We start from the raw sequence: 22234 nt of genomic DNA on the forward strand, positions 1-22234 counted from the left end.
CGCTATACCACCGCTTCGAGCACGGCTCGACTCAGGGCTGTCTTGCCGAGCACGTAGTCGGCGCCCTTCTCGCCGATCATGATCGACGCGGCGTTCGTATTGCCCGAAATGAGATTCGGCATCACGGATGCATCGATCACGCGCAGCCCTTTCACGCCGCGCACGCGCAGTTCCGGGTCCACCACCGCCTGTGCGTCGATGCCCATCTTGCAGGTGCCAACTGGGTGATAAACGGTTTTCGCGCGCTTGCGAATGTAGTCCATGAGCGCGGCGTCGGTCGCAATCGATGCCCCCGGCAACGCCTCTTCGCCCGTATAGGCACGCAGCGCGGGTTGCGCGAGAATCTCGCGCGCTTTTTTCAGGCCCTCGACGGCCACGCGCCGGTCTTCGGCGTGCTGGAAATACTTCGGGTCGATGCGCAGCGCCGCGGCCGGGTCCGCGCCCCGCAGGCGAATTTCGCCGCGGCTTTGCGGGCGCAGCACGCATGGATTGATCGTCGCACCCGCGGACTTCACGCTGTCCTGGTCGAGGTCGAGGAACACGATCGGAACGAAATGCATCTGGATGTTGGGGCGCTCCTGCGGGTCGTCGACGTTGACGAACGCGCACGCTTCGGTCACGTTCGAAGTGACGGGGCCGCTCTTGAAGAGCAGATACTGCATGCCGTTCTTCAGCGTGTTGACGATGCTGTCCTGGCCGTAATAGCCGTAGTTGCCCGTGCAGTAGGAAACCGCGGGAAACTCGATATGGTCCTGCAAATTCGCGCCGACACCCGGCAGGTCTTGCACCGTCTGGATGCCATGGCGCGCGAGTTCCGCGGCGTCGCCAATGCCGGAGAGCATCAGCAGGCGCGGCGACTGCACGGCCCCACCCGAAAGAATCACTTCCTTGCACCCTTTCTCGCGCACGACCTGGCCGTTGCTCGTGTATTCCACGCCCACCGCCCGGCCCTGCTCGATCAGAATCCGGTCCACGCGCACGCCCGTGCGGATGGTCAGGCGGCCGCTCGCCTCGGCATTGCGCAGATACGCGACCGCCGCGCTGCAACGCTTGCTGTTGCGCGTCGTGATCTGGTTGAAGCCCACGCCGTTCTGGCGCACGCCGTTGAAGTCGTGCGTGAACGGAATGCCCGCCTGCTGGCCTGCGCGCACGAACGCCGTGGACAGTTCGCAGCGCTGCGTGAGGTCCGACACGCCGAGCGGTCCGCCCACGCCGTGATAGTGATCGTCCAGGCGCTCGTTGTCCTCCGCACGCTTGAAATACGGCAACACCTCCTCGTAAGACCATCCGGAATTGCCGAGGCGGCCCCATTCATCGTAGTCCTCGCGTTGGCCGCGGATATAGATGAGCGCATTCACGGAACTGCCTCCGCCGAGCACCCGCCCTTGCGGCACGATGCGCGGCCTGGCGTCGAGACCGGTTTGCGGTTCGGTTTCGTAGTGGTACAGAAGATCCGTCGAGAGCAGCCTCGTGAAACCGGCGGGGATATGCACGAGCGGATTCCTGTCACGCGGGCCCGCCTCCAGCAACAGAACCTTCGCACCGGCTTCGATCAGCCTCCCGGTCGCGGCGCTCCCCGCCGAACCGCCTCCGATCACGATGTAGTCGTACGTCAAAGATGTCTCCTGAGTCTGTTTCTAGTCGAGTGAACGGGGCGCGGCCGCGTTACGCACATGGGCTGCGGCGGCCCGGCATGGTTGCATGATATATGATGCATCTGCTTTGAACAACCGGTCGCGCCGTTTCGTCGGCGCTCCGGCGTCCTGGGGCAAACACTCATCTCGCATGTCTCGACGTTGGATATATGATGCATCATCCATCGCGTCAAGGCAGCGGCAAGACGGCAACACGATTCGACGCACACAAAGGCGCTCGCGGGCGCTGCCGGGTCGCACAACAGGATTACCGAGGAGACGATGAGCAATCATTTGGTCATGCGCAACATCAGCAAGCACTTTGGCGGCGTGCAGGCGCTACGCAACGTCAGCCTGGAAGCGCACGGCGGCCAGGTACATGCGCTGATGGGCGAAAACGGTGCGGGCAAATCGACGCTCATGAAGATATTGGCCGGCGCGTACACGCCGGACGAAGGCGAAATATCGCTGGACGGCCAACGCCTCACGATCGACAGCCCGCACGCCGCGCAGGCGCACGGCATCAGCGTGATCCATCAGGAGTTCTCGCTTGCGAAGCACCTGTCCGTGGCCGAGAACATCTTCCTGCACGATCTCGGCGCGGGACGGACGATCATCAACTGGTCGAAGCTCAAGGCGCGCGCCCGCGAACAGCTCGATGCACTCGGCTTCGGCGAACTGGACGTGTCGCGGCCCGTTGCCACGCTGTCGGTCGCCGAGCAGCAGATCGTCGAGATATGCAAGGCGCTCTCACGCACTTCGCGCGTGCTCGTGTTCGACGAGCCCACGGCCGTGCTCACCGCACGCGAGACCACACGCCTCTTCGCCTTGCTCGAACGGCTCAAGCGCGACGGCGTGTGCATCATCTACATCTCGCATCGGCTCGAAGAAATTTTCCATCTGTGCGACAGCGCCACGGTGCTCAAGGACGGCGCCTTCGTGAGCACCGTGCGCATTGCCGACATCGACGAACACCGGCTCGTGCAGTTGATGGTGGGCCGGGAACTGGGCGATCTCTTTCCGGCGCGCGACGCGCGCATCGGCGAAACACGCCTCGACATACGCGACCTGTGCGCGGGCGAGCGCGTGCGCGACGTTTCGTTTCACGCTCGCGCGGGCGAGGTGCTGGGCTTTAGCGGGCTCGTCGGCGCGGGCCGCACGGAAACGATGCGCGCGATCTTCGGCGCGGATCGCCGGGACAGCGGCGAGATCCGCGTGGACGGCCGCCTGATCGCGCATCTGAAGCGCCCGCGCCACGGCATCGAAAGCGGCATCGGCATGCTGCCCGAGGACCGCAAGCAACAGGGCGTGCTGCTGAACATGCCGATACGCGTGAACGCGATGATGAAGCCGCGCAACACGCTCGCGCGCCTGCGCTGCGTTCTCGACCATCGCGCCGAACGCGCACAAACGCGCGAGCTCATCAAACGGTTGCGCGTGAAGGCGCGCGACACCGAAATCGACGTGTCCACGCTCTCGGGCGGCAACCAGCAGAAGGTCGCGCTGATGAAGTGGCTGTCGAACGGCTGCCGCGTGCTGATTCTCGACGAGCCCACGCGCGGCGTCGATATCGGCGCCAAGATCGAGATCTATCAGGTCATCAACGATCTCGCGCGCGCGGGCGTGGCCGTCATCGTCGTGTCCTCCGACATGCCGGAGATCATCGGCCTGTGTGACCGTGTGCTGGTCATGCGCGCGGGCCGCATTGCGGGCGAACTCAGCGGCCCCGCCATCAATGAAAAGTCGCTGATATCGCTGGCCATGGGAGTGAAGTAATGGAAGGAATCATGCAAACGCGGCGCGCGGAGGTTCCGCTGCTACGCGGTCTGGTGCGCTATAACGCGCTCATCATGCTGGTGGTGCTGTTCGTCGTATCGAGCATCATGTCACCGGCGTTTCTGAGCCAGGAGAACCTCTATAACCTGCTGCGCCAGATGACGCCCTTGCTGTTCGTCAGCCTCGGCATGCTGCTCGTCATCAACACGGGCGGCATCGATCTTTCGGTGGGATCGATCGCCGCGGCGGGCGGCCTGCTCGTCGCCATGCTGGTGCCCGTGATGCCGTTCGGCGGCGCGCCCGGCCTCCTGCTCGCGGTCGTGCTGGCCGTGCTGCTCGGCGCGATTTTCGGCGCGCTCAATGGCGCGCTCGTGACCGCCTTCGGGCTCGCGCCGTTCATCGTCACGCTCGCCATGATGACAATTGCGCGCGGCGTCACCTACATGATGTCGAACGGCCAGCCGACGATGCTGCCGCTCGACCTGCCGGCGGCGGACCTGCTCAACGAATTCGGCAGCGGCACCGTGCCTTTCCTCGGCGTGCCCTGGCCGGTCGTGCTCGGCGTGGTCGTCGCGCTGCTGTTCTACTTCCTGATGAACTACACCACCTTCGGGCGCATGGTCATCGCAACGGGCAGCAACGAAACGGCCGTGCGCCTCGCCGGTATCTCGGAGCGCGGCTACAAGTTCTGCGTCTATGTGATCTCCGGCGCGCTGAGCGCGGTCGCGGGCATCGTTTTCACGGCGCGCACCGGCGTGGGTACGCCGATCACCGGCGTCGGGCTCGAACTCGACGGCATCGCCACCTGCGTGATCGGCGGCGCATTGCTCTCGGGCGGCAAGGGCTCGGTGGCCAATACGGTGATCGGCGTGCTCGTGCTCGGCCTGATCGGCAACGTCATGAATCTTCTGAGCGTGCCGGTGTACCCGCAGCAGATCATCAAGGGGGTGATTATCGTGCTCGCCGTGCTCGTTCAACGCGTCGGCCAGCGCTGAGCCCTCATGCGTTACGGGGGGGCCGCCGCGCGGCTCGTCCCTGCCCTGCTTTCCTTTCGTCCAACAACACCCTCCAGGAGACTGATATGCGCGTTGCTCGCAGAGCACTCGCCGTCGCAACCATGCTGGCGTTCGGCATGACGGCCCCCACCTACAGCCAGGCCAAGGCCAAGATTTACACGCTGCTGCCGAACACCGCCTTGTCGGGCGTGGTCGATCCGGCGCTGCCCGATCGCACGGCGGTCCGCAAGGCGTGGCCGAAGCAGCCGGCCAATGCGAACCAGCTCAAGATCGGCTGGACCGATATCACGCTCGGCAATCCGTGGTTCGTTGAACTCATCAAGGGCGCGCGGCAAAGCTCGGCGAAATACGGCTATTCGATCGACGTGCAGGTCGCCGACGGCGATCTGCAACGCCAATGCGCGCAGATCGACAACTTCGTCACGCGCAAGATGGACGTGATCGTGGTCGATCCGACCGACACGCTCGGCGTCTCGGCTTGCATCAACCGCGCCGTCGACGCGGGCATTCCGGTCGTCACTGTCGGCACGACGCCCGATGCGAGCGCCCGCGTGCTGACCACACTGCTTGGCAATCCTTACGGAAGCGGCTTCGAAGTGGGCCAATACGTGGCGAAAACGGCGGGCAAGGACACGCCGATCGACGCGGCCGTTATCATCGGCGTGCTCGGCAATTCAACTTCGGAAAGCCGCATCAACGGTCTGATCGCGGGCATTGTGGACGAACGCATGCGCGAGCGCACGCCCAATGCGAGCCGCGAAGACGCCATGCTGCGCGGCTTCGAACTGTTCCAGACGCTGAAGAAGACCGGCAAGCTGAGCGCGCCCGATATCAACTTCAACGTGCTCGCGCTCGGCGTGGGCAAGTGGACCGAGGAAGGCAGCCTCGCGGCGACGGAGGACATTCTCTCCGCCAACGGCAGCAAGCTCAATTTCATTCTCTCCGAGAACGACTTCATGGGACTCGGCGCATTGCGCGCGGTGCGCAACATGGGCAAGCAGGGCAAGATCCGCATTGCCGATGCGGCGGGCGGCTATCGCGGCGAACTCGACCAGATCAAGAAGGGCAATATTCTCGTGTCCGGCGAAAACTCCGGCGAGCAAACCGGCGTGGCCGCCATCGAATTCATTCACAACGCCTTCACGCACCGCGTCGACGCGAACAATCTGCCGATGGGCTCCGGCTTCCCGCCGGCGATCATCACGCAAAGCAACGTCGACCAGAAGATCGATCCGGATCCGGGCAACCTCTTCTACAAGTACACAATCCCGCCGGTCAAGTCGATTCCCGAGCTTCGCGCGCAAGCCACGGGCAACTGATCGTTTCGCTTTCCCCCCCCAACGCGACACAGGCACGCGCGCGGCGCTTTCGCCGCGCGCCCTCGCGTTTCAAGAGGAGATTCACTTCATGAGCTTCGACACCGAGAGCTTTCGCGCCGATCTGTTCGCCGGAAAGCACGTGCTCGTTTCCGGCGCGACGAGCGGCATCGGTCTCGCCATCGCCCAGGCGTTTCACCGTCTCGGCGCGCATACCATCGCCACAGGCTCGTCCGCCACGAAGCTGGCCGCGCTGCGCGACGACGCGTCGCTGGCGGGCCTGCGTTTCGCGGCGCTTGACGTGCGCAACGAAAGCGAGATCGACACCTTTTTCAGCGGCCTTTCGCGCCTCGACGTGCTGGTCAACGCCGCGGGCGTGGCCCGCCCGCGCGACGAATATGCGGACGACGTGTTCGGCGCCGTAATCGACGTCAATCTGCGCAGCGTGATGCGGCTCTCGCAGGCGGCGCGAGCGCTGCTCGAACAATCGCGCGGTTCGATCGTCAATATCGCCTCCATGCTCAGCTACCTGGCCGACGCCGACGTGCCCGCCTACTGCGCGAGCAAGACCGGCGTGGTAGGCCTCACCCGCTCGCTCGCCCACGAATACGGCAAGCGCGGCGTACGCGTGAATGCGATCGCACCCGGTTACCATCGCACCGACATGACGCGGATATTCTGGGAGTCCGAGGCGTTGTCGCAGAAGATCGTGTCCCGCTCCGCGCTGGGGCGCTGGGGCGAAGCGGACGATCTCGCGGGCGCGACGGTGTTTCTCGCGTCGCCCGCCGCTGCGTTCGTGACCGGTGTGACGCTGCCTGTCGATGGCGGCTATGTGTCCGGCTTTTAGGCCATTGGCTTGCGCTCTTTAAAGCCGTTCAAATAGAAATGGCCGCCTGCTGGCGGTCATTTCATCTTCTACGCGCGCGGCGATCAGGCCATGCCGCCGAAGCACAGATATTTGATCTCGAGGTAATCGTCGAGACCGTAACGCGAGCCCTCACGGCCCAGACCGCTCTCCTTCACGCCGCCGAACGGCGCGACTTCCGTAGACACGATGCCCTCGTTGATGCCGACCATGCCGTATTCGAGCGCCTCCGCCACGCGCCAAACGCGCGCGATGTCGCGTCCGTAGAAGTAGGAAGCGAGGCCGAACGGCGTGTCGTTGGCGAGCGCGATGGCCTCGGCTTCGGTCTTGAAGCGGAAGATCGGCGCAACGGGACCGAACGTCTCTTCGTCGAAGATGCGCATGTCGCGTGTGGCGTCGGCGAGAATGGTCGGCTCGAAGAAGCTCGCGCCCTGCACCGCGCGCTTGCCGCCCGCCACCACGCGCGCGCCCTTCGCGAGCGCATCCTGCACATGCTCCTCGACCTTGGCCACGGCGGCCGCGTCGATCAGCGGCCCGATCGTGACCTCTTCATCAAGACCGTTGCCGACCACGAGCTTGCCGACGGCCTGAGCGAGCCGTTCGACGAAGCGGTCATAAATGCCATCCTGCACGAGCAAACGATTCGCGCAGACGCAGGTCTGCCCGGCGTTGCGATACTTCGAAGCCATCGCGCCGCGCACCGCCGCATCGATATCCGCGTCGTCGAACACGATAAACGGCGCGTTGCCGCCCAGTTCCATCGACGTCTTCTTGACGGTCGCGGCGCACTGCGCGAGTAGTTGCTTGCCGATCTCCGTCGAGCCGGTGAAAGAGAGTTTGCGCACGATCGGGTTCGAGGTCAGCTCCGCGCCGATCTGGTTCGCCTTGCCCGTGACGCACGAAATCACGCCGGGCGCAATGCCGGCGCGCGCCGCGAGCACGCAAAGCGCCAAGGCGCTGAACGGCGTTTGACTCGCGGGCTTGAGCACCACGGTGCAGCCCGCCGCCAGCGCGGGCGCGAGCTTGCGCGTGAGCATCGCCGCCGGAAAATTCCACGGCGTGATGGCCGCGCACACGCCAATGGGCTGCTTGAGCACGACGATCCGTTTGTCCCCGCCCGGCGCCGGGATCGTGTCGCCGTATACGCGTTTGCCCTCTTCGGCGAACCACTCGATAAACGAAGCCGCGTAGCCGATTTCGCCACGGCTCTCGCTCAGGGGCTTGCCCTGTTCGAGCGTCATGATTTTCGCCAGATCCTCGCGATGCTCGAGCATCAGCTCGTACCATCGGCGCAGCAGCGCGGCGCGCTCTTTGGCCGTTTTCGCGCGCCAGTGCGGAAGCGCTTGCGCGGCCGCGTCGATCGCGCGGCGCGTTTCGGCCGTGCCCATTCGAGGGACCGTGCCGAGCAGCGCCCCCGTTGCCGGATTGAACACATCAATGGTGGAACCGTCATCGGCGGCGAGCCACTCGCCACCGATCAGGCACGCGTCTCTCAACAGATCCGCATCGCGCAGATTCACACCGCGCCAGATATCGCTATTCAACATCGCTACTCCCGTTTATCAAAGCTCGCGCGAAGCGGCGGCGCCCGAGCCCCGATGTCCGGGAAGTGGCTTCACGAGCCGCCTTCTCCTTGCGCCCCGTCGCGCGTCACACGATCAAGTCCGAATCGCCGCCCGCGAAGCGGCCTGCTTCATCGCGGACGGCGCGTGCTTCAGGTTACTTTCGAGTCACCCTCAGGTCACCTTCAGGACACTTTGGCGAGCGCGGCTCGCGCGACCCGCGTAATGCCGGGACCGTCCAGCTCATAGTGCGCATACAGATGCGTGGGCGGCGCGATGAGGCTGTACTCGTCGTAAATCCCGTGGCGCACGAGCCGCACGCCCAGCCCCTCGTCGGCCAGCACTTCGGCCACCGCCGCGCCAAGACCGCCGATCACGTTGTGCTCCTCGACCGTCACGAGCACCTTCGACTGGCGCGCCGCCGCGATAATGGCGTCGCGATCGAGCGGCTTGATGGTCGGCATGTCGATCACCCCGGCCGAAATGCCCTCCTGCTTGAGATTGGCGGCGGCTTCGAGCGCGCCGGCAACCGGCAACCCGCAGCCGATGATCGTCACGTCGCTGCCCACCGAATGCACGATGGCCCGACCGATCGTGAACTCGACGCCGTCCTCATAGACTTTCGGGTCGCGCCCGCGCCCGATGCGGAAATAGATCGGATCGGGCCACGTGGCCGAAGCGCGGATCGCGGCGGCGAGTTGCGCGCCGTCGGCGGGCGAAATGACGGTCAGGTTCGCAATCGCGCGCATCGTCGAGATGTCTTCCGTGGCGTGGTGCGAGGTGCCGTAGAAGCCGAGCGAAACGCCGGTATGGTGGCCGATCAGGCGCACCGGCAGCTTGCAGTAGGCGACGTCCATGCGGATCTGCTCGCAGCACAGCAGGCCGAGAAACGACGCGAAGGTCGCGACGAATGGCATGACGCCCGTCGTTGCCATGCCGGCGGCCGCCGAAACCATGTTCTGCTCCGAGATGCCGAACTGCACGTAGCGTTCGGGAAACTCGCTCGCGAACTTGTTCAAGCCATTGGAATATTGCAGATCGGCGGATCCTGCCACGACGGGGTGGCCTTCGCGCGCGAGTTCGATGAGCGCATCGGACAGATAGTCGAGGCCGGGATTGCGCGCGTTCAGCGCACGGTACTGCCACGAATCGGGATTTTGCGGAGTCGACATGCTTAGATCACCTTGCTCTTGATTTCTTCAATTGCGCGTTGCGCGTCGTCGGGCGCGAGATAGCCCAGGTGCCAGCCCGGCTCGGTCTCCATGTACGACACGCCCTTGCCCTTGATCGTCTTCGCGATGATGCAAACCGGCTTGCTGCGCGTCGTGTCCGCCTTCACGCGGCGCAGGAGCGGCACCAGCGCGTTCAGGTCGTGGCCGTCCACCTCGTGCGTCTCCCAGCCGAATGCACGCCATTTGTCCGCGAGCGACTCGATGCCGATCACGTCGTCAACCTTGCCGTCGAGCTGGTAGCCGTTGCGGTCGACGATCGCGATGAGATTCGAGAGCCGGTGGTGCGCGGCGAACAACGCGGCTTCCCAGACCTGCCCTTCCTGCATCTCCCCGTCACCGAGCAGCGTGAAGACCTTGAACGGGCTGCCGGCCATGCGGGCCGCCTTCGCCATGCCCGCGCCGTTCGACAACGCGTGGCCGATGGACCCCGAACTGAAATCGATGCCGGGCACCTTGGTCATGTCCGGGTGGTCGCCCAGCGGATTGCCCAGACGCGTGTAGCCGTCGAGCGTTTCGCGCTCGATGTAGCCATACTCGGCGAGGATCGGGAACAGGCCGACGGCCGCGTGGCCCTTGCCCATCGTGAAGCGGTCGCGGTCCTTCCAGCGCGGATCGCCCGCGCGCAAGGACATCACGTCGTAGTAAAGCGCGGCAAAGATTTCCGCCGCTGAAAACACCGACGTGTAGTGCCCCGTCTTGGCAATTTCGATCAGACGAATCGTCTCGAGGCGGACGAATTGCGCTTTCTCGCGCAAATGCGCGAGTGTCTCCGAGGCGAGCGCGTGATCGCTCTCCTGCAATGCTGTCGACATAGAGTCTCCTGTTGATGCCTGAATGGAATGAGGCGGGAGGGGGCGCGAATCCGGGTCTCGCCCTCCACGAGACGTATGATGCATCATATATCTTAGCGAGACAACTGCCGGTTTGCACCCGATGCATCGCGCCCCGCACCTGGACCTTGCAGCATCGCTCAATGATGATGCATCATATATCGATAATCATTCTGGAGAGACACCCATGCCCACCACCCCGCCCGCTTCGCCCAAGGTCAACGGCGAAACCCAGGTCATCGTCCTGATGGCGTGGCCCGCCAGTCACGTCCGCACGCCGACATTCTTCAATGCCCTTTGCGCGCAGAGGGGCATCAACGCCATCATGGTTCCGTGGGCCGTGCGGCCCGAGCATTTGCAGGAGGCGTGGAACGGACTGCGGCATGTCGCCAATCTCGCGGGCGTCGTGCTGACCATTCCGCACAAGCAGACGGCCGCGCCACTGTGCGACCGGCTCGAAGGCGACGCATCGCTGCTCGGCGTCGTCAATACGGTCCGGCGCGATGCGGATGGCCGTTATACGGGCCGCATGTACGACGGTTCGGGTTTCGTCACGGGCATGCTGCGCGAGGGCATCGTGCTCGCGGGCAAACGGGTGCTGCTGCTGGGCGCCGGCGGCGCGGCAACGGCGCTGGCCCTGGCGTTGGCACGCGAGGGCATTTCCCGGCTGACCATCGCCAACCGCAATCGCGAGAAGGCGCAGCGCGTCGCCACGCTGGTTGCGCAGGCTGCGCCCGGCTGCGACGTGCGCCCTGGCAGCGACGATCCAGGCGACCACGACATCGTGATCAACGCAACTTCCCTCGGACTCAAACCCGATGACGCGCTGCCGTGCGACACCTCGAAACTCACGCCCGTGATGGTCGCCGCGGAGGTCGTCATGCAACCCGCCACCACACGGTTCCTGATGGAAGCCGAATTGCGCGGCGCACGCATTCATCGGGGCGAACACATGGTCACCTCGCAACTCGATCACTTTGTCGAATTCCTGCTGCCGGACGTGAACCGGTAAGGCTGAGGTCCGCCGCCTCCTGCTCGGTGTTTCGCAAGGGCTCGCCTTCGTGCGGGCCTCGCTAACGTGATTCGCGACGGATCGAAAAACCACGCGGCCTGGTGCATGCATTGAAAAGATATATGATGCATCATTAAAAGAGATTCAAATATCCAACCCCATCATCAACATCCCATGACTGCACTCACTTTTGGCTCTCCGGGCCGATATATTCAGGGCGACGGCGTCGTCGGCGACATTGGCCAGTACATTCGCGCCTGCTCGCCGCGAGCGCTCATTCTTTGCGACAGCTTCGTGCGCGAGCAATTCGGCTCACGCATCGTCGCGTCGTGCGCCGCGCACGACGTCACGGCTCACTGGCTTGAATTCAGCGGAGAACTCACGCAGCGCAAAGTCGCCGAACTGGCGCAGGCGGCGCAATCATTCGACTTTGGCGTCGTGGTGGCGATCGGCGGCGGCAAGACGCTCGATGCGGGCAAGGCGCTCGTCGACGCGGCCGGTTGCGCGCTGATCACCGTGCCGACCATCGCGTCGAACGATTCCCCCACGTCGAAGAACTATGTTCTCTACGACGACGATCATCAACTCGCCGCCGTCAAGCATCTGCCGCGCAGCGCCGCTTACGTCGTGGTCGATACCGCGCTGATCGCGCAAGCGCCCACGCATTTTCTGCTGGCCGGTATTGGCGACGCGATCAGCAAATACTTCGAGGCCGAGCAGTGCCTGCAAAGCGGCGGCAAGAACATGTTCGCGGCACGCCCGTCGTTTTCCGCCTACGTGCTCGCGCGCGAATGCTTTTCGATCATTCGTTCCGACGCCGCGCCGGTGCTGGACGACCTCAAGCTCGGCCGCACGCATCCGGCGTTCGACCGCCTCATCGAAGCGGTGATCCTGATGAGCGGCCTTGGCTTCGAGAGCGGCGGGCTCTCGATCGCGCATTCGATGACACGCGGCCTCTCCCGGCTTGCCGGGGCCGCGCATGCACCGCACGGCTTGCAGGTGGCCTACGCGCTACTCGTGCAATTGCACCTCGAACACCGCGCGCCCGACTTCATGCGCGACATGATCCGCCTGTATGAACGCCTCGGCCTGCCGACCCGCTTGAGCGATCTGGGCGCTAGCGGCGCGACGCGCGAGCACTACGAGACGGTCGCGCGCCTCACGCTGGAAGCCCCCTATGCGGGCAACTTTGAACATTCGCTGAGCATCGCGGACATCGTCTCGGCGATGGAGAAGGTCGAACGCGCCGCTGCCTGAGTCATTTACCCGAGTGAATCGCGGTGCGAACACCGCGCCCGCAAGACAATATTGGAGACGTTGTGGCTTACCTTTCTGAAACCTCTTCCTCGTCCGTCACCGCGGACACCGCGCCGCCGCCCTCGCACTGGCGGTCCCTGATCGCGTCCAGCCTCGGCAATCTGCTCGAATGGTTCGACTGGACCGTCTATACGGTCGCATCGGTTTATATCGCGGGCGCGCTGTTCGACAACACCAACAAAACGTCGTCGCTGCTCGGCACGCTCGCCGTGTTCGCCGCGGGCTTCTTCGCACGACCGCTCGGCGGCATCGTGTTCGGCGCGGTGGCGAACCGGCTCGGGCGGCGCGCGGTGCTCCTGAGCACCATGCTGCTCATGGCGTTTGCGAGCCTGCTGATCGCGGTCATTCCTTCATATGGCGCGATCGGCAGCTGGGCCTCGGCCGCGTTGCTCGCCGCGAGGCTCGTGCAGGGCGCGGCGCACGGCGGCGAAACCACCGCTTCCTATGCCTATGTTGCCGAGATCGCGCCGCCGGCGCGGCGTGGCTTGTGGTCGAGCGCGGTGTTCATTTCCGTTGGCGCGGGCTCGCTGATCGCGACCTTCTTCCTCGCGGCGCTCACGGCTTTTCTCTCCACGGACGCCATGCAGCAATGGGGTTGGCGCGTGCCCTTCGCGGCAGGCGGGTTCCTCGCGATATTCGCGCTGTGGCTGCGCCGCAATATGGTCGAGAGCATCCACGAGGACAGCGCGGCCCTGCTGCGTCATGCCCCGTGGCCGCGCACCAAGCTCCTGCGCGAAGGCTTGAAACTCTTCGTCTATGAGGCGGGCTCGACGCTCACCTACTATACGTGGGTCACGTCGGCGGCCATCTACGCGATCAGCGCGAAGCACATGGATGCGCATGACGCATTCACGATGAGCTGCATTGCCCAGGTGATCTATCTGATCGCGCTGCCGCTCATCGGACGGCTCTCCGATTTCACCGGACGCAAGATCACGACGCTCATTTCACTGCTCGGCATCTCGGTCACCATCTTTCCGCTGTGGAACCTGATCTCCAGCGCGCCGTGGACCTTGCTCGTCACGCAGTCCGTCGGCCTCGTGCTCGTTGCGTTCATCACGGGCAGCAAACCCGCCGCCATATCGGAACAGGTGCCCACACGCTATCGCACGCGCCTCTTCGGCTTTTTCATTTCGCTCGCGGTGGCGTTCTTCGGCGGCACGGCCTCGTATCTCAACGCGTGGCTGTATTCGATCGACAAGGGTCAGCTATTCAATGTCTATCTGATCGTGGTGGCGGTCATCGCGAGTTGCGCCGTGTTGACGTGGAAGAACAACACCGGCGTGCCGCTCGACGACATCGAGTGATCGACGCTCATCGCCGCCCGGCCGCATGGCGCGAAAGGTCGTCAAGCGCCGTGCGCCGTCGCAGGTTGTGCGCACCCAGCTCGCCGGGCCGGTTCACGCCGAGCAGCGCCATATTGCGCATCATCTCGGCGGCGAGAATCGCGAACGCGTGCACGATGCCCGCCTGCCCCGCCACCGCGCCCGCATAGTTGAACGGCCGCCCGACGAACACGGCCCGTGCGCCCAGCGCGAGCGCCATCAGCACGTCGCCGCCGCGCCGGAAGCCGCTGTCGATCATCACGGGGCAATCGGCGTCGACGGCGGCCACCACGGCGGGCAGCGCGCGCAACGGCGCAATCGACCCGTCGAGCTGACGCCCGCCATGATTCGACACGATCAGCCCGTCGGCCCCGAGTTCGCGCGCGCGGCGGGCGTCATCGGGGTCGAGTATGCCCTTGACGACGAGCGTGCCCTGCCACTGCCGCCGGATCAGGCGCAGATGCTCCCAGCTCAGATGGTCGCGCGCGCCAAAGTCGCGCAGTACGTTCGACGAGAGGATCGGCGCGCCGCGCTCCGTGCGCGAGTTCTCGAAGTGCGGCATGCCGTGTCGCCACAACGTGCGCAACGCCGTGCCGAACAGCCAGCGAAGATGCGTCGCGCCGTCCCACGCGAGCCGCAGCGTGGGACGCAACGGCGTGGAGAATCCCGCGCGCAGGTTGTTCTCGCGGTTGCCCGACACCGGCACATCGGCGGTCAGCACCAGCGTGCGAAAGCCCGCGTTCGCCACGCGTTCGAGCAGCGCCGAAATCTTGTCGGGCTCGCCGGGCACGTACATCTGGAACCACGCATCGGGATTGGCCGCGCAAACCTCTTCCATGCGAATGAGCGACGAGCCGCTCATGATCGTCGGCACGTTGGCGAGCGCTGCCGCCTGCGCCTGGATCAGGTCGCCCCGGTATGCCGACAACGCGCTGATGCCCATGGGCGCGACGCCGAACGGCGCGGCGTAAGTGTGGCCGAACAGCGAGGTCTCCAGCGTGCGCTTCGACGTATCGACGAGCACGCGCGGTACCCAGTCGTAGTCCTCGAACGCGCGGCGATTTTCGCTGAGCGACCGATCGGTCTCGCAGCCGCCGCTCACGTAGGCAAAGATCGGCCCCGGCAGGTGGCGGCGCGCCGCCGCCTCGAAATCGGCGAGCGCGAGCACGCGAGCAAGGCGGCGCGGAATGTGCCGCGACGCAGCGGTGCGGGGCGCGGTGTGATTGGCGAGCGGATAGTCGCGCAGGTTGAAGGTGTCTGACATGATCGCAATGCGAGGTCGGTGCGCCGGGCGGCGCGAATGACGGGCAGCGGTGTTCAGGCGATGAGCGGCAACGCCATGCCCGCCTGGCCGACGTCCGCCACGAGCACGCTGCCGCTCTTCGATTCGGTGATGAACAGTTGCCGCCGCTGCGCGCCGCCGAAGGCGAGATTGGTCACGGTCTCGCCCGCGCACGACTTCACGCGCGCGATGCATTCACCGTTGGGCGCGAACACGAACACGTGCCCGAGCGAGGCATGCGCGACATACAGATTGCCGGCCTCGTCCATCGCCAGGCCATCGGGACCGCTCGTGCCGAACAGCGAGCAGAAGCGCCCCACCTTCGCGGTGCCGCCGCTCGCGAGCAGCGGCACGCGCCACACCGCGTTGTCGCGCGTCATGGCGACGTACAGCACGCGCCCGGACGGGTCGAGCACGAGGCCGTTCGGGCTCACGCCGTTCGAAAGCAGACAGTCGAGGCGGCCGTCGGCGGCGAGCCGGTACACGCGGCCCGTGGGGTCTTGCAGGCCCGTTTGCCCCTGGTCCGTGAAATAGATGTCGCCATTGGCGGTGATCGCCAGATCGTTGCAGCCCTTGAACGATTCGCCGTTGCGCGACACGAGGAGCGGCGTCACGCGCCCGGTTTCGGGATCGAGCTGCATGATGCCGTTGCAATAGTCGGCAATCAGGATGCGACCGTCCGGGTGGAACTTCAGGCCGTTCGGCTCGCCGTCGTACTGCGCGACGAGCGACCAGTCGCCCTCTTTGCCAATGCGAAAGATCCGGCCAAACGGAATATCCACCACATACAAACGCCCTTGCGCGTCGAACGACGGCCCTTCCAGGAAGCTGTCGACGGGCTGGCCCGCCTTGTTGGCGTTGGCCCACGCCGATGCGACGCCGGTCTGTCGATAATGCGCCGGCATGGCGGAAAACACGCGCGTTTCAATGAGTCGCGGCGGTTGGTCGAGATAGAACATGACGTACCCTTGTGCTTCCTGTTATGCGGAGATCTGTTCGAGGCTGAGGCCGCGCGAGCGCGGGCCGAAGAAGCCAATCGTCAGGACGACTACGCACATCGACCCGGCGATCAGCGAGAACACCCCCACCACGCCCATATGCCGCAGGAAGAATCCGATGAGAAAACCCGAGAGCATGGCGCTGATGCGGCTCGCCGAATACACGAGCCCGATGGCGCGCGCCCGCATGCGGGTCGGGAAGAGTTCGGCCTGATAGGTGCGATACGAGAACGTCATGCAGTTGCCCGCCAGCGTCATGAGCAGGCCCATCGCCACCAGCAGGGCGGGATCGCGCTGTTGCGCGAAGATCACGCCGAGCACGGCCATGGCGGCGGCCGAACCGACGATCAGCCATTTGCGTTCGATGCGGTCGGCGATCAGCATGGAAAGCAGCGGCCCGATCGGGCTCGCGATGGCGATGAGAAACGAATACCAGAGGCTGTGCGTGAGCGTCACGCCCTTTTCCGCCAGCAAGGTGGGCACCCAGCTCGCGAAACCGTAGTACCCGATCGACTGGAAGAAGTTGAACACCAGCAGCATGACGGTGCGGCTGCGATAACGCTCGCTCCATGGGCCATCGTTCGGCTCCGCCGATGTCGTGGCTTGCGCAACGTTCTGCGTGGCTGCATTGTCCGCATTGGCTGCGACCGGCAGCGGTTTGCCCGTGGCGCGCTCGATACGGCGCTCGAGCCGCGTGACGATCGCCTCGGCTTCGGCCATGCGGCCGTGCTGGATCAGCCAGCGCGGGCTTTCGGGCAGGCCAAGGCGGATCAGCCAGACGAACACTGCGCCCGAGCAGCCGATCCACACCACCCAGCGCCAGCCGTCGTGGCCGAACGGCGCGATCGGCACCAGTTGCCACGAAAGGAAGGCAATGGTCGGAATCGACGTGTACTGGATCGCCTGGACGAACGCGAACGCGCGGCCACGCAGGCGGGCGGGCACGAACTCGGAAACATAGGCGTCGATGGTCACGAGCTCCGCGCCCACGCCGATACCCGCGACCACGCGCCAGAACACGACCCAAACGGGATCGCTTTGCAGCGACATCATCACGGCGGCGAACGTGTAGCACAGCAGCGCCCCCACGAACACACGGCGGCGCCCCAGCCGGTCGGCGACGAAGGCCACGCCGATCGTGCCGATGAAAAGCCCGAGAAAGAGCGCCGCGACGAAGGCGCCCAGGCCGCCCAGATCGAACAGCGACGCCGTCGTTTTCGTGAAGATGCCCGCCTTCACGAGCCCCGGCGCGATGTAGGCGGTGAGGAACATGTCGTAGATCTCGAACCAGCCGCCCAGCGCGAGCGCGGCGATCAAGAGCCATACGGGGGCGCTCGGCGGCAGGCGGTCGAGGCGCGCCGAGATCTGGCGCGCGTGCGCTTCGGGGGCCAGCGCGGCGGGCGTCGAGGCGTGCGGCGCGAGCGCCGCGCCGTCGTGCGTTGCGCCCGCCACGGCGTGCGCTTCGGCAGTGCTGGAAAAGGGATGCATGGCCTCGTCTCCTGATTGTTGTGCTGGCGATGCCGCCGCGGCCTGGGCGGCATCGGCGGCGTGTGCCGCGCGAAGGGTTCGTGCGTACGCCGGCGGCCTTACACCGGGCAGCCCTTCTTGCGCAGCAGCGCGTTGAAGCGCTCCGGGTCGGCCGAGCCCGCCGCGTTGCTCGCGCGGATCGCGGCTTCCTTGTCGGCGTGGGCGCGCACGAGCGGCAGCAGCGCGTCGAGCCGGTCCACCGGCACGGCGATCACGCCGTCCGCGTCGCCCATCACCAGATCGCCGGGATTCACGACGAGCCCCGCGCAGGCGACCGGCACGTTCACCTCGCCGGGGCCCTCCTTGCTCGGCCCGCGAAACGTGTGGCCGCGCGCGTAGACTGGAATCACGCCCTCGGCCCACTCCGCCAGATCGCGGATCGCGCCGTCCACCACGAAGCCGCCAATCTTCTTCGCGAGCGCCGACGTGCGCATGAGGCCGCCGATCAGCGCCTGGGTCAGGTCGCCGCCGCCGTCGATCACGATCACGTCGCCGGGCTGCGCGAGCTCGATGGCCTTGTGGATCATCATGTTGTCGCCCGGACGCACGCGCACCGTGAGCGCCGGGCCGCACATCGTGAGCGAGACCGAGTGGTGATAGGCGGTGAGGCCCATCGCGCCGATGCTGCGGCCGAGGCAGTCGCCCGCGTGCGCGACGGGCACCTCGCGAAACGCCTCGATCTGCGCGGGCGTGGGCAGCAACGCGCGTTGACCGACGAAGAAGCCTGCGGGCCAGCCGGCCCGATCCTGCGGGATGTTCATGCGATGACCTTTTTCTCTGAGTGAAGGGCGCCGGGATTCACGCAGCTCGCCGCGTCCACGGCCTCGCCGCGCAGATAGCGCAAACAGGTTTCGGCGGCGCTCACGGCGACGGCGTCGAGCGCGTCGGGCGTCGAGCCGCCCACATGCGGCGTGAGCACCACGTTCGGCAGCGCGGCGAGCGGATCGTCCGCGCCGAGCGGCTCGTGGCAAAACGTGTCGAGGCCCGCGGCGGCGAGCTTGCCGCTTTGCAGCGCCGCCACGAGCGCGGCCTCGTCGATCAGCTCGCCGCGCGCCGTGTTCACGACGATCGCCCCGTCGGGCAGCCGCGCGATGGCCTGCGCGTCGAGCAGGTTGCGCGTGTGTGCGTTGACGGGGCAATGCAGGCTCAGCACGTCGGCTTGCGCGAGCAGCGCGTCGATGGAGCGTTCGAGCGTCACGAACGGCTGCGCGGCGGCCTGCGTGGCCACAGGATCGAATGCGCGCACGGTCATGCCGAGCGCGTGCGCGATCGCCGCGACGCGCCGCCCGATCTGGCCGTAGCCGACGAGCCCGAGCGTGCGGCCATGCAACTGCCGCCCGTCGCCCGTGCGGGTCCAGCGGCCCGCGCGCAGTTCGCTGTCGTAGAAGTTGACCTTGCGCGCCGCGCCGAGCATGAGCGCGAGCGTCAGTTCCGCCACGGAGTGCGTGTTGGTGCCGGGCGTCGTGAAAACCGGAATGCCGTGCCGCGTGGCGGCTTCGACGTCGATGTTCGTCACGCCCACGCCGTGCTTGCAAATGACGCGCAGCGACGGGCAGCTCGCGATCGCCGCGCCGGAAAGCTCGACGGTGCGCGAGATCACGGCGTCGATGGGTTGTGTCGCGAGAATGCGGGCGACCTGGGCGGCATCCTGCGCGTCGTCGATATAGACGACTTCGCACTGCGCCGCCGCCAGCACACGCTGTCCGGCCTGCGCGAGACGCGGCGCCGTGACGAGAATACGGTGGGACATCGGTGTCTCCTTCTGTCTGCATGAAGCTTCACGACATTGTTGACACCTCGACTCATAATGTCTATTTTCGTTTTTTCATCTTTCCATTCCTGACGGTTATGAATTGCAGCGACCGCCCGAACGTCTGCCGGAGCCGCCCGTGGTCATGAATTTGCAGGTGCGCGACCTGATGTACTTCGCGAAAGTCGCCGAACTGGGGCACCTGGGGCGGGCGTCGCAGGCGCTGCACATCACGCAGCCCGCGCTCTCGAAGTGCATCGACCGGCTGGAAGAGAACTACGGCGCCGCGCTGTTCGAGCGCAGCGGGCGCGGCATCCGCCTGACCGACGCGGGCCGCCTGCTCCAGGAGCGCGTGCGTCTCGTCGAACGCACGCTCGACGAGACGCAGCGCGAAATTGCCTCGCTGGGGGTGGGGCTCGCGGGTCTCGTCAAGATCGGCGCGGCGGCCACCATCGCCGAGTTCATCATGCCCACGGTGTGCCGGGCGTTGCAGGAGGAAGCGCCGGCGGTGGTCGTCGAATTGCAGATCGGCATGAACGACGTGTTGCAGGACGCGCTGCGCAAGCGGCTGCTCGACGTGGTGATCGGCCCGCTCGGCAGCCACGACGAAGCGCTGGTGCAGATCCCGATCGTGGCCGACGACGTCGTGGTCGCGGCGAGCGCCACGCACCCGCTCGCGGGCAAGCACGCGACGCTCGAAGCGATGTCGCGCTATGGCTGGGTGCTGCCCGCGCAGTCGGTGGCGACGCGTCAGTGGCTCGAACACGCGTTCGCCTCGCGCGGACTGCCGTTGCCGCGCGCGGCCGTGATGACGAGTTCGATTGCCGCCGTGCCGCGCCTGATCGCCGAAACGGGTTTGCTGAGCTTCATTTCGCGGCGCAATCTGGAAGCGGGCCGCTTCACGCCCGCGCTGGTCGAACTGCCGAATCCCGACACGACGATGACGCGCCAGTTCGGCGTCGTGCATCGCAACGACGGCTATCTGTCGCCCGCCGCGCGGCGGATCATCGATATCGTGCGCGAGCAGAACGCGCCCCGCTGATCAACGGCCGCTGCCGTGCCCCGCCCGCAGCACGAGGCCGTTCGATACCGAGCGCACGCCGTTGACCGAACCGGCGACATCGGCGGCCCGGCTGATCTGCGAGCGCTGCGGCACCCAGCCTGTCAACGTCACGACGCCGTTGCGCGCCTGAACGTGAATGCTCGATGCGTTCAGCCCCTGGGTGCGCGCGAAGGCGTGGCGGACGTCGCGAACCAGTTCGTTATCGGGCCTGCTTGCGGGGATACCTGCGGTAGCACCTGTGGGCGTGCCTCCATACGCCGCGCACGTTGCGATGGCAACGATCAATACCGCGCGCATGGCCTGTTTCAGCAGAGTATGTCTCACGCTTCCTCCCATGCCGCTCGCGATTCGCTCAGTTGCCCGCTTCGTCTTTCTTTTTCTCGGTCAAGCGGTTTTGCACGCCCGTGACGCCATGCACGGATCGGGCCGCATTGGCCGCGCGCGAGATCTGCCAGGTCTCGGGCACCGATCCGGTGAGCGTGACCACGCCCTGGTGCGCCGTAATGCGAATACCCGAGTCGTCCATCTCCGGCACCCGACCAAGCGCGCGGCGAACGTCGCGAATGAGCGCGCTATCGGACCGGCTTCGAGGCGGCGACGACGAAGCCGCCACCGTTTGCATGCCCGCGCCTGTTTGTGCACCCGCTTGTGCGCCCGTTTGTGCGATCGCACTGGACGCCCCGCCCGCGATGGCCGCAATCAACATCGCGCCGACCACGCTGCCCGCTACGCTTACGTTCATGACGCCTCCTTCGGGGACCGTCAACCGATCACCCCGCTTGCGCAAGGCTAGCAGATTGAATCCGCATCGACACGCACGCTGCACCCGCCGTTTCACGAAGCCGTGATGCAATGCGGTGCAGCCGCCCCACCATCGCGCCGCCGCGCAGCCCGGCGCGCTCTGCTGTCACAATTGCGTTCAGCAGTTACGCTGATGGACCGCTGCAAACGTATCGTCATGGAGCATCCCACTTATGCGCATCTTTGGAATTAGCCTGTCCGTCATCATCGCCGTGTTTTTCGCCGTGCATGCCGTGCGCACGCAGCAGAACATGTACTGGATGCTGATCCTGTTCCTGTTTCCGGGCCTTGGCAGCCTGGTCTACTTCTTCGTCATCTACTTGCCGACCCTGCGCCAGTCGCGCGGCGCGCGGGCGACGTCGAAGGCGATCTCGCAGTTCGTCGATCCCAACCGGGCCGTGCGCGAAGCGCGCATGGACTTCGATAGCGCGCCCACCGTCGCGCATCGCATGCGGCTGGCGGCGGCACTGCTCGAAGCCGGCGACGCCGCCGAAGCCCTGACGCACTACCAGGCGGCGGTGAGCGGGCCGTTCGCGTCCGATCCGGCCTTGCTCGAAGGGCTCGCGCACGCGCAGTTCGCCAACGGCGATGCCGCGTCCGCGCGGGACACGCTGGAAAAGCTGTTCGCCGTCCGCGCGATCGCCCGCGAGGAACCGGCGCCGGCCTTGCTGTACGCGCAGGCCCAGGCCGCGACGGGCGCGCCCGGCACGAGAGCCGCCTTCGAGGTGGCGCTCGCCAACGCGAGCGACGCCGCGCCGCGCTGCCTCTACGCCGACTGGCTGACAACACAGCCCGGCGACGCCGACCGCCAGCGCGCGCGTGAGCTCTACGCCGAGATCGTGCATGACGCCCGGCACTGGCCGCGCCACGCGCGCGAGCACAACCGGAAGTGGCTGCAACGGGCCCAGGCCGCTCTCGGTTGACGGAC

Annotated in this window: 20 protein-coding genes; 9 read left to right on the top strand and 11 right to left on the bottom strand. The window is 65.9% G+C overall.

Features of this window, described 5'->3' with window-relative positions:
* Positions 1 to 2: 2 nt before the first annotated feature.
* A complete protein-coding gene (locus C7401_RS25160) occupies positions 3 to 1616 on the bottom strand; it encodes a GMC family oxidoreductase (RefSeq protein ID WP_112174132.1) in 1614 nt (537 codons plus the stop codon).
* Positions 1617 to 1916: 300 nt separating this feature from the next.
* Between C7401_RS25160 and C7401_RS25165 the strand changes: the two genes are divergently transcribed.
* The 4 genes from C7401_RS25165 to C7401_RS25180 all read left to right on the top strand — a co-directional run bounded on the left by C7401_RS25165 (position 1917) and on the right by C7401_RS25180 (position 6589).
* The gene (locus tag C7401_RS25165; RefSeq protein WP_112174133.1) at positions 1917 to 3410 is read left to right on the top strand and encodes a sugar ABC transporter ATP-binding protein; all 1494 of its coding nucleotides are present in this window, start codon (positions 1917 to 1919) and stop codon (positions 3408 to 3410) included.
* Complete coding sequence (locus C7401_RS25170; RefSeq protein ID WP_112174134.1) at positions 3410 to 4405, top strand: ABC transporter permease; 996 nt, start codon at positions 3410 to 3412, stop codon at positions 4403 to 4405. Before C7401_RS25165 ends, C7401_RS25170 begins: the two co-directional genes overlap by 1 nt.
* A gap of 86 nt (positions 4406 to 4491) precedes the next feature.
* The gene (locus C7401_RS25175; protein ID WP_112174135.1) at positions 4492 to 5745 is read left to right on the top strand and encodes a sugar ABC transporter substrate-binding protein; all 1254 of its coding nucleotides are present in this window, start codon (positions 4492 to 4494) and stop codon (positions 5743 to 5745) included.
* Between the two features lie 88 nt (positions 5746 to 5833).
* Positions 5834 to 6589, top strand: a complete 756-nt coding sequence (locus C7401_RS25180) for an SDR family NAD(P)-dependent oxidoreductase (RefSeq protein WP_112174136.1) — start codon at positions 5834 to 5836, stop codon at positions 6587 to 6589.
* A gap of 83 nt (positions 6590 to 6672) precedes the next feature.
* Here C7401_RS25180 and gabD read toward each other — a convergent pair whose 3' ends face one another.
* From gabD to C7401_RS25195, 3 genes are all read right to left on the bottom strand, one after another.
* Entirely contained in the window at positions 6673 to 8154 is a 1482-nt protein-coding gene (gene gabD, locus C7401_RS25185; protein WP_112174137.1) for an NADP-dependent succinate-semialdehyde dehydrogenase, read from the bottom strand.
* A 200-nt stretch (positions 8155 to 8354) separates the two neighbouring features.
* The gene (locus tag C7401_RS25190) at positions 8355 to 9341 is read right to left on the bottom strand and encodes a transketolase family protein (RefSeq protein WP_112174138.1); all 987 of its coding nucleotides are present in this window, start codon (positions 9339 to 9341) and stop codon (positions 8355 to 8357) included.
* A 2-nt stretch (positions 9342 to 9343) separates the two neighbouring features.
* Positions 9344 to 10213: a transketolase gene (locus tag C7401_RS25195; protein ID WP_112174139.1), complete on the bottom strand. Its 870-nt coding sequence runs from the start codon at positions 10211 to 10213 to the stop codon at positions 9344 to 9346.
* Between the two features lie 205 nt (positions 10214 to 10418).
* Between C7401_RS25195 and C7401_RS25200 the strand changes: the two genes are divergently transcribed.
* From C7401_RS25200 to C7401_RS25210, 3 genes are all read left to right on the top strand, one after another.
* The gene (locus tag C7401_RS25200) at positions 10419 to 11243 is read left to right on the top strand and encodes a shikimate dehydrogenase family protein (RefSeq protein WP_112174140.1); all 825 of its coding nucleotides are present in this window, start codon (positions 10419 to 10421) and stop codon (positions 11241 to 11243) included.
* 174 nt (positions 11244 to 11417) lie between these two features.
* On the top strand, positions 11418 to 12500 hold the full coding sequence (locus C7401_RS25205) for a glycerol dehydrogenase (protein WP_112174141.1): 1083 nt from the start codon (positions 11418 to 11420) through the stop codon (positions 12498 to 12500).
* 62 nt (positions 12501 to 12562) lie between these two features.
* Entirely contained in the window at positions 12563 to 13867 is a 1305-nt protein-coding gene (locus C7401_RS25210) for an MFS transporter (RefSeq protein WP_112174142.1), read from the top strand.
* A 7-nt stretch (positions 13868 to 13874) separates the two neighbouring features.
* Here the strand turns inward: C7401_RS25210 and C7401_RS25215 are convergent, their stop codons facing one another.
* The 5 genes from C7401_RS25215 to C7401_RS25235 all read right to left on the bottom strand — a co-directional run bounded on the left by C7401_RS25215 (position 13875) and on the right by C7401_RS25235 (position 19442).
* Positions 13875 to 15149, bottom strand: coding sequence for an alpha-hydroxy acid oxidase (locus C7401_RS25215; RefSeq protein WP_112174143.1), 1275 nt, complete (start codon positions 15147 to 15149; stop codon positions 13875 to 13877).
* Positions 15150 to 15202: 53 nt separating this feature from the next.
* Positions 15203 to 16126, bottom strand: a complete 924-nt coding sequence (locus tag C7401_RS25220) for an SMP-30/gluconolactonase/LRE family protein (RefSeq protein WP_112174144.1) — start codon at positions 16124 to 16126, stop codon at positions 15203 to 15205.
* Positions 16127 to 16147: 21 nt separating this feature from the next.
* Positions 16148 to 17653: an MFS transporter gene (locus C7401_RS25225; protein WP_112174145.1), complete on the bottom strand. Its 1506-nt coding sequence runs from the start codon at positions 17651 to 17653 to the stop codon at positions 16148 to 16150.
* A gap of 98 nt (positions 17654 to 17751) precedes the next feature.
* Positions 17752 to 18453, bottom strand: a complete 702-nt coding sequence (locus C7401_RS25230; RefSeq protein WP_112174146.1) for an RraA family protein — start codon at positions 18451 to 18453, stop codon at positions 17752 to 17754.
* On the bottom strand, positions 18450 to 19442 hold the full coding sequence (locus C7401_RS25235) for a hydroxyacid dehydrogenase (RefSeq protein ID WP_112174147.1): 993 nt from the start codon (positions 19440 to 19442) through the stop codon (positions 18450 to 18452). Before C7401_RS25235 ends, C7401_RS25230 begins: the two co-directional genes overlap by 4 nt.
* A gap of 145 nt (positions 19443 to 19587) precedes the next feature.
* On the opposite strand from C7401_RS25235, the gene C7401_RS25240 reads away from it, so the two are divergent.
* Positions 19588 to 20484, top strand: coding sequence for a LysR family transcriptional regulator (locus tag C7401_RS25240; RefSeq protein ID WP_112174148.1), 897 nt, complete (start codon positions 19588 to 19590; stop codon positions 20482 to 20484).
* Here C7401_RS25240 and C7401_RS25245 read toward each other — a convergent pair whose 3' ends face one another.
* A complete protein-coding gene (locus C7401_RS25245; RefSeq protein ID WP_224038340.1) occupies positions 20485 to 20829 on the bottom strand; it encodes a BON domain-containing protein in 345 nt (114 codons plus the stop codon).
* A gap of 28 nt (positions 20830 to 20857) precedes the next feature.
* Positions 20858 to 21247 (bottom strand): BON domain-containing protein, encoded by a 390-nt coding sequence (locus C7401_RS25250; RefSeq protein ID WP_112174150.1) that lies wholly within the window; start codon positions 21245 to 21247, stop codon positions 20858 to 20860.
* Between the two features lie 232 nt (positions 21248 to 21479).
* On the opposite strand from C7401_RS25250, the gene C7401_RS25255 reads away from it, so the two are divergent.
* On the top strand, positions 21480 to 22229 hold the full coding sequence (locus tag C7401_RS25255) for a tetratricopeptide repeat protein (protein ID WP_112174151.1): 750 nt from the start codon (positions 21480 to 21482) through the stop codon (positions 22227 to 22229).
* Positions 22230 to 22234: the final 5 nt, after the last annotated feature.

Source organism: Paraburkholderia unamae (assembly GCF_003268775.1).
Taxonomy (GTDB): Bacteria; Pseudomonadota; Gammaproteobacteria; order Burkholderiales; family Burkholderiaceae; genus Paraburkholderia; species Paraburkholderia unamae.

What these genes read in the sequence shown, in the direction of transcription:
- C7401_RS25235 (WP_112174147.1), bottom strand. Translation starts at nt 19,442, where the DNA reads ATGTCCCACCGTATTCTCGTCACGGCGCCGCGTCTCGCGCAGGCCGGA.
- C7401_RS25255 (WP_112174151.1), top strand. Translation starts at nt 21,480, where the DNA reads ATGCGCATCTTTGGAATTAGCCTGTCCGTCATCATCGCCGTGTTTTTC.
- C7401_RS25220 (WP_112174144.1), bottom strand. Translation starts at nt 16,126, where the DNA reads ATGTTCTATCTCGACCAACCGCCGCGACTCATTGAAACGCGCGTGTTT.
- C7401_RS25180 (WP_112174136.1), top strand. Translation starts at nt 5,834, where the DNA reads ATGAGCTTCGACACCGAGAGCTTTCGCGCCGATCTGTTCGCCGGAAAG.
- C7401_RS25200 (WP_112174140.1), top strand. Translation starts at nt 10,419, where the DNA reads ATGCCCACCACCCCGCCCGCTTCGCCCAAGGTCAACGGCGAAACCCAG.
- C7401_RS25230 (WP_112174146.1), bottom strand. Translation starts at nt 18,453, where the DNA reads ATGAACATCCCGCAGGATCGGGCCGGCTGGCCCGCAGGCTTCTTCGTC.
- C7401_RS25250 (WP_112174150.1), bottom strand. Translation starts at nt 21,247, where the DNA reads ATGAACGTAAGCGTAGCGGGCAGCGTGGTCGGCGCGATGTTGATTGCG.
- C7401_RS25240 (WP_112174148.1), top strand. Translation starts at nt 19,588, where the DNA reads ATGAATTTGCAGGTGCGCGACCTGATGTACTTCGCGAAAGTCGCCGAA.
- C7401_RS25205 (WP_112174141.1), top strand. Translation starts at nt 11,418, where the DNA reads ATGACTGCACTCACTTTTGGCTCTCCGGGCCGATATATTCAGGGCGAC.
- C7401_RS25225 (WP_112174145.1), bottom strand. Translation starts at nt 17,653, where the DNA reads ATGCATCCCTTTTCCAGCACTGCCGAAGCGCACGCCGTGGCGGGCGCA.
- C7401_RS25195 (WP_112174139.1), bottom strand. Translation starts at nt 10,213, where the DNA reads ATGTCGACAGCATTGCAGGAGAGCGATCACGCGCTCGCCTCGGAGACA.
- C7401_RS25175 (WP_112174135.1), top strand. Translation starts at nt 4,492, where the DNA reads ATGCGCGTTGCTCGCAGAGCACTCGCCGTCGCAACCATGCTGGCGTTC.
- C7401_RS25190 (WP_112174138.1), bottom strand. Translation starts at nt 9,341, where the DNA reads ATGTCGACTCCGCAAAATCCCGATTCGTGGCAGTACCGTGCGCTGAAC.
- C7401_RS25215 (WP_112174143.1), bottom strand. Translation starts at nt 15,149, where the DNA reads ATGTCAGACACCTTCAACCTGCGCGACTATCCGCTCGCCAATCACACC.
- C7401_RS25165 (WP_112174133.1), top strand. Translation starts at nt 1,917, where the DNA reads ATGAGCAATCATTTGGTCATGCGCAACATCAGCAAGCACTTTGGCGGC.
- C7401_RS25170 (WP_112174134.1), top strand. Translation starts at nt 3,410, where the DNA reads ATGGAAGGAATCATGCAAACGCGGCGCGCGGAGGTTCCGCTGCTACGC.
- gabD (WP_112174137.1), bottom strand. Translation starts at nt 8,154, where the DNA reads ATGTTGAATAGCGATATCTGGCGCGGTGTGAATCTGCGCGATGCGGAT.